16 protein-coding genes are annotated in these 14,178 nt (G+C 41.3%); all 16 read right to left on the bottom strand.

Annotated elements, in window-relative coordinates:
- Positions 1–28: 28 nt before the first annotated feature.
- The 16 genes from HMPREF2780_RS08110 to HMPREF2780_RS08175 all read right to left on the bottom strand — a co-directional run bounded on the left by HMPREF2780_RS08110 (position 29) and on the right by HMPREF2780_RS08175 (position 14,023).
- Positions 29–535 carry a GNAT family N-acetyltransferase gene (locus HMPREF2780_RS08110; protein WP_045504628.1) on the bottom strand — a complete coding sequence of 169 codons (507 nt, stop codon included), beginning with the start codon at positions 533–535 and terminating at the stop codon, positions 29–31.
- A gap of 9 nt (positions 536–544) precedes the next feature.
- The gene (locus HMPREF2780_RS08115; RefSeq protein ID WP_105026468.1) at positions 545–1,048 is read right to left on the bottom strand and encodes a GNAT family N-acetyltransferase; all 504 of its coding nucleotides are present in this window, start codon (positions 1,046–1,048) and stop codon (positions 545–547) included.
- A gap of 14 nt (positions 1,049–1,062) precedes the next feature.
- On the bottom strand, positions 1,063–1,206 hold the full coding sequence (locus HMPREF2780_RS11635; RefSeq protein WP_008809960.1) for a hypothetical protein: 144 nt from the start codon (positions 1,204–1,206) through the stop codon (positions 1,063–1,065).
- An 81-nt stretch (positions 1,207–1,287) separates the two neighbouring features.
- On the bottom strand, positions 1,288–3,492 hold the full coding sequence (nrdD, locus tag HMPREF2780_RS08120) for an anaerobic ribonucleoside-triphosphate reductase (RefSeq protein ID WP_105026469.1): 2,205 nt from the start codon (positions 3,490–3,492) through the stop codon (positions 1,288–1,290).
- Positions 3,493–3,601: 109 nt separating this feature from the next.
- A complete protein-coding gene (locus HMPREF2780_RS08125; protein WP_105026470.1) occupies positions 3,602–5,170 on the bottom strand; it encodes a heme transporter CcmD in 1,569 nt (522 codons plus the stop codon).
- Between the two features lie 89 nt (positions 5,171–5,259).
- Positions 5,260–5,403: a hypothetical protein gene (locus HMPREF2780_RS11595; RefSeq protein WP_155719004.1), complete on the bottom strand. Its 144-nt coding sequence runs from the start codon at positions 5,401–5,403 to the stop codon at positions 5,260–5,262.
- 97 nt (positions 5,404–5,500) lie between these two features.
- Positions 5,501–7,006: a cardiolipin synthase gene (cls, locus tag HMPREF2780_RS08130; protein ID WP_045773057.1), complete on the bottom strand. Its 1,506-nt coding sequence runs from the start codon at positions 7,004–7,006 to the stop codon at positions 5,501–5,503.
- A 144-nt stretch (positions 7,007–7,150) separates the two neighbouring features.
- Entirely contained in the window at positions 7,151–7,627 is a 477-nt protein-coding gene (locus HMPREF2780_RS08135) for an SP_0198 family lipoprotein (RefSeq protein WP_105026471.1), read from the bottom strand.
- A gap of 107 nt (positions 7,628–7,734) precedes the next feature.
- Positions 7,735–8,973, bottom strand: a complete 1,239-nt coding sequence (locus HMPREF2780_RS08140; RefSeq protein WP_105026472.1) for a bifunctional folylpolyglutamate synthase/dihydrofolate synthase — start codon at positions 8,971–8,973, stop codon at positions 7,735–7,737.
- Positions 8,974–9,224: 251 nt separating this feature from the next.
- A complete protein-coding gene (locus HMPREF2780_RS08145; protein WP_008809966.1) occupies positions 9,225–9,536 on the bottom strand; it encodes a DUF1292 domain-containing protein in 312 nt (103 codons plus the stop codon).
- Between the two features lie 20 nt (positions 9,537–9,556).
- Positions 9,557–9,976 carry a Holliday junction resolvase RuvX gene (gene ruvX / locus HMPREF2780_RS08150; RefSeq protein ID WP_012131012.1) on the bottom strand — a complete coding sequence of 140 codons (420 nt, stop codon included), beginning with the start codon at positions 9,974–9,976 and terminating at the stop codon, positions 9,557–9,559.
- Positions 9,976–10,242 carry an IreB family regulatory phosphoprotein gene (locus HMPREF2780_RS08155; protein WP_008809968.1) on the bottom strand — a complete coding sequence of 89 codons (267 nt, stop codon included), beginning with the start codon at positions 10,240–10,242 and terminating at the stop codon, positions 9,976–9,978. The genes ruvX and HMPREF2780_RS08155 overlap by 1 nt, the downstream gene beginning before the upstream one ends.
- 111 nt (positions 10,243–10,353) lie before the next feature.
- Positions 10,354–10,926, bottom strand: coding sequence for an SP0191 family lipoprotein (locus HMPREF2780_RS08160; RefSeq protein WP_061585388.1), 573 nt, complete (start codon positions 10,924–10,926; stop codon positions 10,354–10,356).
- 145 nt (positions 10,927–11,071) lie between these two features.
- Positions 11,072–11,470, bottom strand: a complete 399-nt coding sequence (spx, locus tag HMPREF2780_RS08165) for a transcriptional regulator Spx (protein WP_008809970.1) — start codon at positions 11,468–11,470, stop codon at positions 11,072–11,074.
- Between the two features lie 86 nt (positions 11,471–11,556).
- The gene (gene recA / locus HMPREF2780_RS08170; protein ID WP_008809971.1) at positions 11,557–12,708 is read right to left on the bottom strand and encodes a recombinase RecA; all 1,152 of its coding nucleotides are present in this window, start codon (positions 12,706–12,708) and stop codon (positions 11,557–11,559) included.
- A gap of 58 nt (positions 12,709–12,766) precedes the next feature.
- Entirely contained in the window at positions 12,767–14,023 is a 1,257-nt protein-coding gene (locus HMPREF2780_RS08175; protein ID WP_199774057.1) for a competence/damage-inducible protein A, read from the bottom strand.
- Positions 14,024–14,178 lie beyond the last annotated feature (155 nt).

Below are 14,178 nucleotides of genomic sequence, written 5' to 3' on the forward strand. Positions count from 1 at the left end.
TTGGTCGTCGTAACTTCATAGGCTTTCCTCAATCTATATCAATCCAATAACGCTGACTTCTGTCGATTGTATTTTCGTAAACACCGCCAGCAGAGAGAATCGTGCGTCGGCTGGCTTCGTTGTCTTCATCGCAGGTAATCAGCACTCGTTCTAATCCTTGCTTTCTAGCCTCTGCCAGCCCTAACTCTAGTTGCAACTTGGCCAAGCCCTTTCTGCGTTGACTGGGGCGGATAGAATAGCCAATATGTCCACCCTCCACAAATAATTTGTCATTTAAGGACAAGCGCAGAGCTAAAAAACCCAGAGGCAAGCCGGTCTCATCAAAGGATAAAAATTTGATTGCGGGAACCCAGCCTGCTGGCAAATTGGCCGCATCCTCCTGCTGTTCTACAATCTTTAACCAATCCTCATAATCCTTTGCTCGCTTCCAAGCGGAGCCCATGCCACCATGCATATAAGAATTCGCAGCATCAAATTCAGCAATCATCTCTAAAATCGCATCTTTATCTTCCAAAGTTGGTCGTCGTAACTTCATAGGCTTTCCTCAATCAATATCAATCCAATAACGCTCTTTCCCACCTCGAATATCCTCTAATACTCCACCGTTAGCAAGAATCACACCTCTGCTGGCAGCATTATCCCTATCGCAGGTCACTAGAGCCCGTTTTATATTTTTACTTTTGGCTACTTGCAAGCCTTGTCTCAGTTGCTCTTTTGCCAGTCCTTTGCCACGCGCAGACGGACGAATACTGTAACCAATGTGCCCACCTTCTTGGAGCAGATGGTCATTGAGTAGCAAACGCAAATTCAGAAAGCCCACAGCCTGACCATCCGCAGTAAAAGTCATAAGCTGAATGTAAGGCACAAAACCTTCTGGTAAACCCAGTCCGACTTCAGCCAGCTGAATAGTTTCCAGCCAGTCCTCATAGACAAAATCAGCTCCGCCAAAGAAGCCGTCACGCCGTCCACCAGTCGCTTCAAAATCTTCTAACATTTCCAAAATAGCGATCTTGTCCTCTATTCTTGGTTCCCTTAATTCTACTTCCATTTTTCTACCATACTTTACTTCTTCTTGCTAGCCTTTGCCAGAAATTGCTCCCGCAGGCTAGTCACTCGCGCCTTTTTGTTGCTAGCTCCTGTAGAATGTTTTTCATGAAAACGTCTTACTTGAGCCTTACCTTTATCGTCTAGTTGATATTTTCCCATTTTTTCTCCTAATGATTAATGAAAAAGAGCGATACATCACACTGATGTTCTGTATCACTCCCGCTTCTTATTTAGTTTCAATCAGTTTTCGTTTCCTGAAAATTTAATAGTCGAGCCATTCATATGCTTGACCCGAGCAGAAATCTCCTTGTGACGACCGTTAACCATCGGACGAGCTTGCGGATTTCCTAGATAACCACAGGTCCGCTTGACCACGTCAACTGTCTTGGGATCGCTGTTGCCACAGTTTGGACAGGTGAAACCACGCTCAGTCGGTGTGAAGTCTCCCTCAAAGTCGCATTTGTAACAGCGGTCAATTGGCGTATTTGTTCCTAAGTAACCAACCCGGTCATAAGCATAGTCCCAGACAGCTTCCAAGGCTTTTGGATTTTGTTGCAGAACAGGGTATTCACAGTAATGGATAAAGCCACCTGAGGCCCCCACTTCTGGATAAATTTTCTCAAAGTCCAATTTTTCAAAAGGTGTTGGATTTTTACGCACATCGTAGTGGAAAGAGTTGGTATAGTATTCCTTGTCTGTAATATCTGGAACAAGCCCAAACTTCTCAGTATCCAAACGGCAGAAACGGTCGGTCAGACTTTCGGATGGAGTCGAATAAACAGAGAAATGATAGTCATATTCATCTGACCATTCACCAACCAAACGCTTCATCTCTTTGACAATATCCACTGTAAATTCTTTTGCTTCTGGATTGCCTTCCCATTCTCCACCATAAAAAGCAGTTGCAACTTCGTAAAGACCGATATAACCAAGTGAAACTGTTGCTCTGCGGTGAGTAAAGAGCTGGTCAACTTGATCATATTTGCCCAGGCGTTTGCCAAAAGCACCGTATTGATACAAGATTGGAGCATTTGCTGGCGTTGCTTCCTTAGTCCGCTCTACCCGATAGACCAAAGCATCCTTAGCAATAGCCATTCGCTCAGCGAATAAGGACCAGAATTTATCCTTATCTCCTTCAGCTTCCAGTGCAATCCGAGGTAGGTTGACAGTCACAACTCCCAGATTCATACGGCCAGAATTGACTTCTTGGCCATTCTCATCCTTCCAACCTTGGAGGAAGGAACGGCAACCCATCGGTACCTTGAAAGAGCCAGTCAATTCAATGATTTTATCATAAGATAGGACATCCGGATACATCCGTTTCGTCGCACATTCCAGCGCCAGCTGTTTGATATCGTAGTTAGGACTTCCTGGCTCTAAATTAAGGCCACGCTTAAGAGTGAAAATCAGCTTAGGAAAGATAGCTGTCCGATGTTCACTTCCCAAGCCCTTGATACGGATGTTAAGAATTGATTTTTGAATCTCGCGTTCAAAGCGATTGGTTCCCAAACCAAATCCTAAAGAAGTGAAGGGGGTTTGTCCATTAGAGGTAAAAAGCGTGTTAATCTCATACTCTAAGGACTGCATAGCATCATAGATATCTTTTTTTGTTTTTTCCCAAGCGTAATCAGCTCTTTTATCAGCTAGCACCCAGTCCTTGGCATCTCTTAAATGCTTCTCGTAATTGAGTTCTGCATAAGGAGCCAAGACTTCATCGATTCGGTCAGCTGAACAGCCTCCATACTGACTAGAAGCTACATTGGCAATAATCTGCGAGATTTGAGCTGTCGCAGTCTGAATAGACTTAGGACTCTCTACTTCGGCATTTCCAATCTTGAAGCCATTTTTCAGCATACCCTTAAAATCAATCAAGCAGCAGTTGGTCATTGGTGTATAAGGGCTATAATCCAAATCATGGTAGTGAATATCGCCCTTTTGATGGGCATTGGCTACGTGAGGAGGTAGCATCTTAAGACCGATGGACTTGCCGACAATTCCCGCAGTCAAATCCCGTTGAGTGTTAAAAACATCACTGTCTTTATTGGCATTTTCGTTGACCACTGTTTGGTCCTTATTGAGCAATTTGTCAATAGTAAAATTAATATCGGTTGCCTGAGAACGGTCAAAGTCACGCTGGGTTCGATACGAGATATAGGCCTTGGCAATAGCATATTCATTGGCATTCAAAAGCTCATGCTCAACGATGTTTTGGATTTCATAAATCTTCACATCCTGAGAAAAACGATGAGTGATTTCAGCAACAATCTTCTCCGTAATTCCCTCAAGCTTGGCTTCAAGCAAAGGAGACATGGGCGTCACTTCACAGGCCGCTTTGACCAAGGCTTTATAAATCTTGTCAACGTCAAAATTCACGCGCCGGCCATCGCGTTTAACTACATAAATATTAGGAATACAGGTCACTGTTTCTTCTCTTAAAGTAATCATTTCCTATCCTCCGTTCGTACATGACTCATTATAACACTATAAAATAAAAAATCAATATCTTGTGTAATATTTTTAATTTTTTTAATTAAAACACAAGATATTGATAATGTTATTTGAGCTCGTAAAGCTTGAACTGGCTAGTATCTAGGCCAATTTTCTTATAATTTGAAGATATTATTTTTTTTACTTTCTCTAGTAGAGGGACTTTTTTGTTGACCACAATATAGCGTGGTAGATTCGCATCTAACTGATTTCCCAATAAAATCTTATTCTCTTCGGTATCTAAGTATAATTTAGGACTTAAGATGGTTGCTGCAGACAAACGGCCGGTTGATTGGTAGAGACTGGCTGTGCTGTCCCAAGCATAGATTTTATCGTCCTTAGCTGACTCCTCACGGATATACTTGCTAACCACAGCACGTTCTGCTTCTTCACCAGCTAATAGATAGCGTTGAACAACTGGTGATGCGACTAAAAAGGCCATCGCTAACACAGGTAAAAATAAATTTCCAACAAAATAATTTTTCCAAATAGAAGGAGTCCGTCTTTTTCTCGTATGACGTCCCTCTGAAAAATTCTTGTTAAACCAAATCGCCAAGAGAATCATCACAAAAGGAATCATAGGCAACAACTGGAAATTCCCCTGACTTGGCAGAAAGATATTGACTAGGAGCAGAGTTAAAATTCCTAACCCCCCCAAATATCGGAAAGGTTTTGCATTTTTCTCTACCAAAGATACCATTCCCATAACCAAGGCTGTTAAGAAACCAAGACAAACAAACAGGCCGCCCATTATGAGTAAAGTAGGAAGATCGGATACTTGTAATCCTAAACTTTCAAAGCTGTACGTCACTTGGCTAATTGCTACACCAAAAGTTCCCTTCCAAACAGTGTAATATCCCAGCGGATAAAAGACCAGTGAAAAACCAAGTAAACTAGCTAAAAATTGATAAAATCCTCGGGCCAAGCGTTTACGGGCAATATGAAAAATGGTCCAAACAAGGAAAACCAAACCATAGAAGACAATACTAGTGAATGGATCCACCATGAAAGCCAAGGCTCCAATAGCTCCCAGCAAGATGAAACCATTATCCCCCACTCGATCATTGACATAGCGAGCTAAGAAATTTAGACTCCACATGATAAAAGGAAGAACAAAAATACTTGCATACAGGCCACCAAAACCAAGAGTTATGACCAAGAGATAAAAAAGCGGAAGCAGTTGCTGCGCTAGAACCTTTTTTCCAGTCATTTGATAGATAAACTGAAAAAGGAAAATCCCAGCTATAAAAAGCGCTAAAAATTGCAGTACAGCAAAAAGAAGACTTCCCATAAAGAGGTTTCCCAACCACGCTATCACATAATACAGCATGCCACTCGTGCCATAAAATTGACCGTAAGCTACTTGACCCTGGGTCATTGCCCAGCCTGCATACAGATTTTGCGTCTGTAGATTTGTCGCCAATGAGGTAAATAAGGGATTAGCCACGCTGAAGAAGCTAGCTATGAAACTCCAGAGTAGCAAATGCCCAAAAGGAATGCTCGCAGGCTTCAAGCTTTCTTCTTGAAGTTGTAGTCCTGCTTTCTCATCTTCTGGCTGAATTTCTTGTTCTTTTTTTTCTTCTATTTTCGCTTCAAGTTGCACTTCTGCCTCTTGATTGTCGAATTCATCAAACATAATAACTCTCCTCAATATAGTCTTTACTAGTATATCAAAAAGTCTTCTGTCTGTCAGTTTTCCTTTTACACACCTCTCAAAAGATTAGCCTACTTGGCAGAATCTGCTTCTAGCTTTAAGACCTGCTTGTCTTTGGTCGCTTTAGACTTTGCCAAGGTTTCTAATTCCCGAAATCTTAGGTAGATTTTTGAAAACGGCCTTTTTGTCTTTCTTTGAACAAACTCTAATTTCATGAAAAATTCCTTTTACTTTTTTATTCGTAAAAAAATGAGAAGGAAATTTGTACCCTCAATAGAGTAAAACAAATCCTTCTCATTAGGTTTATCATGATCAAAGCATTGGCGCAAAAAGCTGAACGATCTCTTTCAGAAGATTTTGGTACCAAGTAGATTTAAAGACACCGTCATGAACCTCTGTTGACACCTCAAAGATACTTTCAAAATCGGCTTTTATGTCTGCTAAAGCAGGTACTTTATATAAAAGCACAGCATTCTCATAGTGATGGACCAAGCTACGATAATCAAAGTTTATGGTGCCTACTACTGCTAGTTCATCGTCTGCAATCACATTTTTACTGTGGACAAAGCCTGGTGTGTATTCGTAAATACGAACACCGGCCTCTAAAAGCTCACGATAAGATCCTCGGGTAATCGGTTGAATAAGCTTTTTATCTGTAATATAAGGCGTGACAATCCGAACATCCACTCCCCTCATGGCAGCGTTTTTTATATTTTCGGTTAAATCATAGTCGATGATCAAATAAGGACTGGTGATATAGACATAGTCCGTTGCCTGACTGATAATATTCTGGTAAACATTTTTCCCGACCTGTGTTCGGTACATAGGCTTAGGACCGCTCCCATATGGAATATAGAGCCCCTCGCCTTCTACCGCTTTGTTTTCTAAATGATACTTATCAAAATCCGTAATTTCACCTCGGTTGATGTACCAATTCATTAGAAAAAGCCTGGTCAGCGCCTTAACGGCCCGACCATCTAAGCGAATCCCGCCATCTTTCCAATGGCCGAAGCGGACAATATGATTAATGTATTCGTCAGCCATATTGATACCACCCGTGTAGCCAATCTGACCATCAATCACAAGAATTTTACGATGATCTCGGTTGTTGTAGGCCACCGTCATACGCGGAATCACCTTATTGAACTTATGTGCATTAATCCCAAAGGAACGCAAAGTTTCCGTATAATCTCCTGGTAAAGTCGCCATACAGCCAATGTCATCATAGAGGAGCTTGATTTCTACTCCTTGAGCAGCCTTTTCCTTCAAAATCTCCAGAATACTATTCCACATCTTACCTTCTTCGATAATATAGTATTCCAGAAAGATGAATTTTTCTGCTGATTTCAGGTCTTCTAAAATAGCAACATACATCTCTTCTCCCAAGGCAAAATACTGAGACGCAGTCCCATCATAAACATCCGCATTATGGTCCATACTAAGCAAGGACTTAACTATCCCAAAAGCTGATTTATTTTTCTTTTTCAGGTCCAATCTCAGCTCATAGCTATTGTCCTCACGAAACTTCATGGAATCCATGCTGCGCAACTGCTTCATTTCTTTCCGAGACAGCCTGCGTTCTCCAAACATGAGATAAATCAGAGGCCCTACAACTGGGATAAAAGTAACCAAAAGCCAGGTTACTTTGCTTTCAGGTGTCATAGAACGATTGACAATCGAAAAAATCGTACCAACTGTTAATAAGGTGACTACAAGAATCCATAAATCCTTATTAATTTCACCTAAATAAAAGAAAAGCCAAAATATAAAGAAGAGTTCCAGTAGCATGACAATGATGCTGAAACCATATTTTGACATCAATAAGCGAAACTTTCTCACACACCTACTCCTCAATTTTCTTATATTTAAGTATAGCGGGGCCTTCTCAATAAATCAAGCAAAAACAGATTGACCTTCTGATAGAAATTAAAAAAAGACTGGAGTCCCCAGTCTTGTGAAGTCTTATTGTTTAGTAAAGACAATTGTGTCATCTTGATCCTGCTCTTGATCAATATCTTCCACAGTCAGTTGATTGCCATTGATATAGTAGCGATGAACATCGTCTCCAATAATCATTCGCTGATTTGTGCTATCAATTTCGACTTGTTCGATTTCTTTCTCACCATCTCTCTCCAAGGTAGTTAAGGTTCCTTTACCAGATGAAATCGTCAAGGTCAATTGATCGCCTTCATGCGTAGCTGTATAGGTTCCGTCCAATTCTGTACTTGTAGCGGTTGTTGCTGACGAAGAAGAGGTCGAAGTCGTTGCACTACTTGAACTTGAAGCAGAAGTTGACGTCGAACTTGAAGATACCGAAGAGTTTGAAGCTTGACTGGATTGAGATGGCTGAGTTTGACTATTGCCATTGCTACAAGCTACCAAAGCAAGAGCTACCATAGCTGTTAGGGATAAAATCGTCGCTTTTTTTGAAAAAGTCATAATCCTTCCTCCTTTAATCATAGGGGGTTTTAGAGCTGGCACAGAAGTATGTTTTGCCTACTTTTTGCTAGTTCCATTTTCATTATAACAAAGACCTTTTCCAGCCGTCAATCTATCTCTCCTTTTAAAAATTGACGTACCTCCGCAATGAAATAGAGAGACCCAGTTACAAACAATAAACGATGAGGATTATCATCCTGCTGGTAGTCTTTTAGAAAATTTCTATAATCCCTGATAAAAGGAAGTTGCCCTGCTTCTTGCTCGCCTATTGTTTCACCATATGAAAAACTAGTCAGAAATAAACTTGCCTGAGGTAGTTCCTCTTGCAAATAATGGAGCATTTCCGAATAATCTTTTCGCTTTAAAGCCCCAAACAAGATCAAAACTTCTTTGTCCTTTTCTTGCTTAATAAACTCGACCAAGCGCTCAACTGCAGGAAGATTATGGGCTCCATCTAAATAAATGCCATCGCAGACTTTTTCCAAACGGCCTGCCCAGCTAGTTTGGACTAAAGCTTTTTTTACCGAACTCAGATCTAGATTCCATGACTGGCGCTCCATAAATAAAAGAAAAGCTTCCACAGCTACGGCCGCATTTTCTTCTTGGTAGGTCCCTGACAAGCCCAATTCTACATCTAGCCAGGTGAAATCACGAGCCCGAAGCTCCTTGTTCTTGAGAGAAAAATCTTGGCCATACTCATATAAGCCGATATTCAACTCCTTTGCCCGCTCTCGACAAACTTGTCGTGCAACTTCTGGCAAAGGACCGATAACAGCAGGACTGCACACTTTAAAAATCCCTGCTTTTTGCTCTGCAATCTCCTCAAGTGTCGTTCCCAAGGTCTCCTGATGATCAAGGCCAATCGATGTAATGACTGAGACACTTCCTGTGATGACATTCGTTGTATCTAGCAAACCACCTATCCCCACCTCAATCAAGGCCACATCCACCGCTTGCTCTGCAAAATACAAAAAGGCGATTAAACTGAGGATTTCAAAATAAGAAAGTTGATCCTGGGGCAACAGTGCGTTTTGCTCCATCTTACGCACTTGATCACCCAACCTAGAGAAATCACTCTCCGAAATCGGCTGCCCATTTAAGCAAATCCGATCATGAACAGTTTCCATATGAGGCGAGGTAAAAGTCCCAACTTTCTTTTGATGTTGGTCAAATAAGTTTCGCAAAAAGGCTACTGTCGATCCCTTACCATTTGTTCCAGTTACATGAATGGTTGGGTAGGCTTTTTCTGGATGACCGAGCAAACGGATTGCCTGCTCCATTCTCCCAAGTCCAGTCCGAAAATTTAGTCCGATTCGGCTGTCCAGCCAGTTTTCTATCTTCTCCATCTTTACTCCTAGTAAAAAGAGAGCCGAGTGAATGATCAACCAGCTCTCTTTTTTCAATTAATCATATAGCTTACGTTTGAGACTCCGAGTTAACAATAAACTATCTGTTTAACAAATTTAGGTATTCGTTCCTTTTAACCAGAACGAAATAAATATATCCAGGACATCTATACCAGCCTCGCTCATTGAGCGAACTGAGGCAGTCTCTAGATTTGCCTTGCTTTTTTTAGTTAACAAAGGCAGAAATACACTTACTCTTCCATGAAGCTGTTGAAAACTTCTTCAATCATATTCCATTCTTCTTCAGCATCTTCTGGAATAGGCTGAAGGTCACCTTCAGTTCCATCTTCATTTTCTGTGAATGAGTATGCTTGAATTTCAACTTCACCATTTTCATCTTCTTCAGCATTAGCTGGTACAAGAAGGACATAATTTTTTCCGAATTCTTCCATACCGTCAATGGTCAAGAGAATTTCAAACAAGGTTTCATTGCCTTGCTCATCCACCAAAGTAATCAATTCGCGCTCTTCATGTTCGTGGTCATGGTTATGATCATGTGCCATATTCATCTCCCTCAATCTTTCTAATAATTTCTATCTAAATAATTCTGCAAAATCAGCTGGGCCGCTAATTTATCAATCACTTTCTTGCGTTTGTTCCGACTAACATCTGCTTGCTCAATTAGCATTCGCTCAGCTGCCACTGTTGTTAAGCGCTCATCTTGATACTCAACCGGCAAGCCAAACAACTCTGTTACTTTAGCTCCGTAGGCCTGACTGGCTTCTACACGGGGACCGCTAGTATTATTCATATTTTTAGGAAGACCGATGACAAACTTATCAACCTTGTATTCAGCAACAAGCTCACCAAGGCGCTCAAAACCAAACTCTTCCTGATCTTCATTGATCTGGATAATTTCCAAACCCTGAGCTGTAAACCCAAGCGGGTCGCTAATAGCCACTCCCACTGTTTTAGAGCCCACATCCAATCCCATAATTCTCATTAAAGATCGATGCCCTGCCCTTTCAAATAATAACGAACCAATTCTTCAACAATTTCATCTCGTTCATATTTGCGAATCTGATTGCGAGCATTGTTATAACGAGGTACGTACGCAGGATCCCCACTGAGAACATACCCAACGATTTGGTTGATTGGATTGTAGCCTTTTTCATTCAGCGATGTATAAACATCCGTCAACGTTTCGCTAATCTCTTTTTTATTTGAATCGTCGAGATTAAAACGTACTGTTTCATCTGTAAATCCCACAATTACACCCTCTTTCGTTAGAATATCATCATTATACCATATTTCAAATCTTTTCACAAATGTTACAAATCAATATCAGCCCATAAAATAAGCAAAAATGGCGTTTTTCTACTATTCTTCTTTTGCACCATTCAAAAGTTGATTTTCAACATACTGGGCTGGGTTCATCTTCAGCAGTTCTTTTAGTTTTAAAGCTTTTAAATATTCTGTTTCTGCAGCCTTATCTACATCCAAGGTTTGAAAATCCAGATTAGTCACACGCTTGAGCTCATTCTCATTTAAAATCTGTAAGGACATAGAGAAACCTGGCAAATCCTTTACTTGTCGATAATGTTCATCTGCTTCCAAAGATCTATTGAGTACTGCTTGAGCTTCTTCTACACCATATTCCTTTATCGCTTGCTTTAAATCATCCGCATTTGGACTAACCTGCTCTATACTTAAACTTAAAAATTGCTCGTCTTTATAAGTCACTACCTGCTTTTGCTGTGAGCCATTCTCAGTTTTTGGAAAGACCAAGGTCTTTGTTACTACTGTGTTCTTTTCCGCATTTGAAATAATCGGCAAGGTTGTATCCAACTTATCCTCAGAAGTTGAAGCGGACGAAGCAGTATGTGATTTTTTCTGACCGCAGGCCGTCAGTGTAAGTAAAACAAGGCCTAACAATAGCACTATCTTTTTCATTTTTTAGCCTCCTACGCCTATTTTACCACACTCATAACTCCTGTCAACGCTAGATTCGTAAAGTAAAAAAGGTCTGAAAACCCGCCCATTCACTATTACTAGCAAATCGGCTTGTTCAGACTCCTTTTTCTTTATAATGGGCTATTTATAGAGCTGCTCTCAAACGCGCCTCTGCATTTTCAACGTTACGAACAGAACGTGGAAGAAAGGCACGAATGTCATCTTCTTTATATCCAACTTGGAGGCGTTTATCGTCAACCAAGATAGGGCTTTTCAAGATACGTGGGGTTTCCATGATAATATCAATCACTTCACTCACACTTAAATCTTCAATATCAACACCAAGACCTTTTGCATAGCGATTTTTAGAAGAGACAATGCTTGCAACGCCATTTTCAGTTTTGGTCAAAATATCTAAAATTTCTTCTTTTGTGATTCCCTCTTTACCGAGGTTTTGTTCTTTATAAGTTAATTGATGGGCATTAAGCCAGGTCTTTGCTTTCTTACAGCTTGTACAACTTGAAACTGTGTAAATTGTAATCATGTAAGGACTCCTTTCACTACCCGATACTACTATCGTAGTCTATTATATCATAAAAACCATCGGTCTTGCGACCTATTTTGGAAAAATTATTCCTCGATCTCTATAGCATCGTCTAGTTCAAGAGTCACTTCTTCAATGTTTTCAGTGATTTTTCCTGCAGTTTCAGTCGCAGTTGCTTCCCCTTCTTGATCATCTTCAATCAAGCCAAAACGGACACGGACTTGACGATCGATTTCGTCAAAGACTTCTGGGTGATCTGCCAAATATTTCTTGGCATTTTCAGAACCTTGACCAATCTTCTCGTCATTATAAGAATACCAAGCACCTGCTTTTTTGATGATATTCAAGTCTGTTGCAATCTTGATCAGTTCACCAGTCTTAGAAATTCCTTCTCCATACATGATTTCCACGAAGGCTTCTTTAAATGGCGGAGCTACCTTGTTTTTCACGACCTTAATCTTGGTTTCCTTACCAACATTTGTATCCTTAGCATCGCCAGTTCCTTTAATTTGAGTATTCCCACGGACATCCAAACGGACAGACGCATAGAATTTCAAGGCACGACCACCTGGTGTTGTTTCAGGATTTCCAAACATAACCCCAACCTTTTCGCGAAGTTGGTTGATAAAGATGGCAATTGTTTTTGTTTTATTGATAGAAGCAGACAGTTTACGCATGGCCTGACTCATCATCCGAGCCTGCAGACCAACGTGGCTATCTCCAATATCGCCATCGATTTCCGCACGTGGTACAAGAGCTGCAACGGAGTCAATGACAACTAAATCAACTGCACCAGAGTCAATCAATTTTCCTGCAATTTCCAAACCTTGCTCACCAGAATCTGGTTGAGATAGCAACAGCTCATCAATATTTACACCTAGAGCAGCCGCGTAAGATGGATCCAAAGCGTGCTCTGCATCAATAAAGGCTGCAATACCACCCTCTTTTTGCGCTTGAGCAACAGCATGAAGGGCAACAGTCGTCTTACCAGAAGACTCTGGACCGTAGATTTCAATGATACGTCCCTTAGGATAACCACCGGCACCAAGGGCGATATCCAAGGCCAAAGATCCTGAACTCATGACTTGAACCTTTTGTTCTGCTCGCTCGCCCAGACGCATAATCGCTCCCTTACCGAAGTCCTTTTCAATGTTCTTCAGGGCGTTGTCCAAAGCTTTTTGGCGCTCGTCTCCAAATTTTTTTGTAATATCATCTAGATTCTTTTGTTTCTTTGCCATTAATTTCTCCTATTTTTTCTAAAAATATCTTTTGGCTATCTTTTAATTATACCAAAAATTAACTATTTAATAAAGTCTTTCGCACTAGGTTAAAGGCGTGCAGAACAGCGATTTTTCGTACATCTCGCCGGCTACGTCCAGCAATATTGACCTTAATAGTTTTCGTTCCTGCAGCACTAGCTAAACCGATAAAAACGGTCCCTGCTGGATGGCCTTCCAGTGAATCTGGTCCAGCCACGCCTGTCAGACTGACAGCCAAGTCGCTTTCGGTCAGCTTTCTAGCCTGCTCTGCCATTTCCCCAGCCGTAAAAGCTGAAACAACCCCATGTTCCTCCAGCTCTCCCAGCGGAATGTCCAGCATCCGGCTCTTTTCCTCCATGCTATAGGTGACGAAGCCACCTGAAAAAATAGCTGAAGCTCCAGCAAAATCTGCCAAAGTCGCTTGGAAGAGACCTGCTGTCAGACTCTCTGCTGCTGAAATCGTCTTTCCTTGACTCTTGAGCAAGTCAAAAGCCACCTGAGCCAAGGAATTGTCATCCCCATAACCATAGAAAATCTCTGACAGAGACTGGTCTTCAAAAGTCTTATGTGACAAAATTTCCTTTTCCACAGCATCAAACTTGGTGTCGGCTTCTGCCTGACTCAAGGCCTTGGTGGACAGTCGTAGGGTAACTTCCCCTGTCTTTGCATAAGGAGCAATGGTGGGGTCACTTTGCTGATCAATCATCTCTGACAAAATAGTCACTAGCTGACTCTCGCCGATACCAAAGAAGCGCAACACTCGTGAGTACAACTTTTGACCTGTGGATAAGATGGGAACCAACTCGTTATTGACCATAGGTTTGAGCTCGCTAGGCGGACCAGGCAGAACTACATAAGTCACCCCATTATCTTCTACTAAACCGCCAACAGCTAAACCAGTCGCATTTGGTAAAGGAGTTGATCCTTCGACTAGCTGGGCCTGACGCTCATTGTTGGGCGTTCGAGCATAATCTGGTCGGCTGGCAAAAAAACGATCCAACTTTTCCACAGCATCAGGGTCGAAACTCAACTCTCGACCTAAAAACTTAGCCAAGGTCTGCTTGGTCAAATCATCCTCTGTTGGCCCCAAACCTCCTGTCAGAATAATCAGATTACTGCGTCCTTTTGCAATCTCTAGGATTGAGAGGAGACGATTTTCATTGTCCCCCACAGCTGTCTGAAAATAGACATCAATCCCCAGACTCGCTAGTTTTTCAGATAAAAATTGGGCATTGGTATTGACAATCTGACCCGTCAGAATCTCAGTGCCCACAGCAATAATTTCTGCTTTCATAGAACCTCCTACCTTACTATTCGGAATTGGCTTTATTTTATCACAAAAACAAGCAAAAAAGTTGATTTTCATTTCAAGAAGTTAAATAGTTTGCCAACCTACTTGACAGACTTGTCAACATGTTGTGGAAAACTTTTGAAAAGTTATCTGTTATG

It is taken from the genome of Streptococcus sp. HMSC062B01, from assembly GCF_001811085.1.
In the GTDB taxonomy this organism is placed as follows: domain Bacteria; phylum Bacillota; class Bacilli; order Lactobacillales; family Streptococcaceae; genus Streptococcus; species Streptococcus gordonii.

Bases quoted from the DNA above. Each gene is read 5' to 3' on its own strand.
- HMPREF2780_RS08110 (WP_045504628.1), bottom strand. From the start codon at position 535: ATGAAGTTACGACGACCAACTTTGGAAGATAAAGATGCGATTTTAGAG.
- HMPREF2780_RS08115 (WP_105026468.1), bottom strand. From the start codon at position 1,048: ATGGAAGTAGAATTAAGGGAACCAAGAATAGAGGACAAGATCGCTATT.
- HMPREF2780_RS11635 (WP_008809960.1), bottom strand. From the start codon at position 1,206: ATGGGAAAATATCAACTAGACGATAAAGGTAAGGCTCAAGTAAGACGT.
- nrdD (WP_105026469.1), bottom strand. From the start codon at position 3,492: ATGATTACTTTAAGAGAAGAAACAGTGACCTGTATTCCTAATATTTAT.
- HMPREF2780_RS08125 (WP_105026470.1), bottom strand. From the start codon at position 5,170: ATGTTTGATGAATTCGACAATCAAGAGGCAGAAGTGCAACTTGAAGCG.
- HMPREF2780_RS11595 (WP_155719004.1), bottom strand. From the start codon at position 5,403: ATGAAATTAGAGTTTGTTCAAAGAAAGACAAAAAGGCCGTTTTCAAAA.
- cls (WP_045773057.1), bottom strand. From the start codon at position 7,006: ATGTCAAAATATGGTTTCAGCATCATTGTCATGCTACTGGAACTCTTC.
- HMPREF2780_RS08135 (WP_105026471.1), bottom strand. From the start codon at position 7,627: ATGACTTTTTCAAAAAAAGCGACGATTTTATCCCTAACAGCTATGGTA.
- HMPREF2780_RS08140 (WP_105026472.1), bottom strand. From the start codon at position 8,973: ATGGAGAAGATAGAAAACTGGCTGGACAGCCGAATCGGACTAAATTTT.
- HMPREF2780_RS08145 (WP_008809966.1), bottom strand. From the start codon at position 9,536: ATGGCACATGATCATAACCATGACCACGAACATGAAGAGCGCGAATTG.
- ruvX (WP_012131012.1), bottom strand. From the start codon at position 9,976: ATGAGAATTATGGGATTGGATGTGGGCTCTAAAACAGTGGGAGTGGCT.
- HMPREF2780_RS08160 (WP_061585388.1), bottom strand. From the start codon at position 10,926: ATGAAAAAGATAGTGCTATTGTTAGGCCTTGTTTTACTTACACTGACG.
- spx (WP_008809970.1), bottom strand. From the start codon at position 11,470: ATGATTACAATTTACACAGTTTCAAGTTGTACAAGCTGTAAGAAAGCA.
- recA (WP_008809971.1), bottom strand. From the start codon at position 12,708: ATGGCAAAGAAACAAAAGAATCTAGATGATATTACAAAAAAATTTGGA.
- HMPREF2780_RS08175 (WP_199774057.1), bottom strand. From the start codon at position 14,023: ATGAAAGCAGAAATTATTGCTGTGGGCACTGAGATTCTGACGGGTCAG.